1 protein-coding gene is annotated in these 1,107 nt (G+C 62.4%); it reads right to left on the bottom strand.

What is annotated here, in order from left to right:
* Positions 1–765, bottom strand: a 765-nt coding sequence (locus AC0L20_RS39540; protein ID WP_473295595.1) for a DNA topoisomerase IB, incomplete at its 3' end; no start/stop codon positions are given.
* Positions 766–1,107: the final 342 nt, after the last annotated feature.

The following is a 1,107-nucleotide window of genomic DNA, read 5'->3' as shown; positions in this document are numbered from 1 at the left end:
GTCCTCGCCCGTGATGTCCTTGATGTAGGCGTTGACGTCGCCGGAATCGACGGTGCGGGGCTGTCCGTCGTCGTCCAGGTACTTGAAGAGCTCATGTCCCGGGATCTCCGCGCAGCGCTTCACGATCGCGGCTATCCGCTTGTCCTCGACGCGAAGCTTCCATTGTTTGCCCGACTTGCCCGTGAAGTCGAAACGAAGGACGCCGCGCCCGACCGCGACGTGCTTGCGGCGCATGGTGGTGAGCCCGTAGGACCTGTTTTTCTCGGCGTACTCGGCGTTGCCGACCCGGATCAACGTCTTTTCCAGAAGACTAACGATCGTGGCCAGCACCTTCTCGCGGGGCAGTCCGTCCCGCTTCATGTCGGCAGCGACCCGTTCCCGCAGCGCGGGTAGCGCGGCAGCGAACAGGACGATATGCTCATACTTGTTCTGGTCTCGGAGCTCGCGCCACTTCGGATGGTAGCGATACTGCTTGCGACCCCGCGCATCGAGCCCGGTTGCCTGGATGTGGCCGTTCGACGACGGGCAGATCCACACGGACTCGTAGGCCGGCGGGATGCCGATTGATTTGATGCGTCGGATGACGGCGGCATCGGTGATGCGCTTGCCGTCCTTGTCGTAGTAGCTGAAAGTGGTTCCAGTCCGCTTGCGCGTGTACCCCGGCGCGGAGTCGCTGACGTAGCGGAGGCCTTCTTCCGCGATGGTGGCCGCGACCTCGGCGGTGCGGTCCAGAACCTCTTCTTCGTTGCTGGCTTGGCGGAGCATGGGCCGGCCCCCTCGGAAGCACCCGGGAATCGAGGCTCCACTCTTTCTCAAGGGATGAAGACACCGGTTGGTTCCGCTCTGAGGTCGAACGCGAGGTCTGGATCAGTGGCCCTCCAGAATAGCGAGACCTCAGATGGCGAGCCGGTCCGGTTCCTTTCGACAAGGCGCTGCGCAGTCGATGACGGCATGGTCTAGCTTCAGACAATCGCCACAAATTTCACCGACACGCTTCCCACAGTCAGTCTTCACGAAGGCCACTATGCCCCAGTATTCGCTCGATGCGTTGCGCCGGCGCTATGTCATCGAGAAAAGACCGCTCGAGGCCGGCGTCGAGCAGATCTT

This window comes from Bradyrhizobium sp. Kon58, assembly GCF_055807455.1.
The sequence above is the reverse complement of the archived record's forward strand: the minus strand, read 5'-3'. Positions and strand labels throughout refer to the sequence as shown.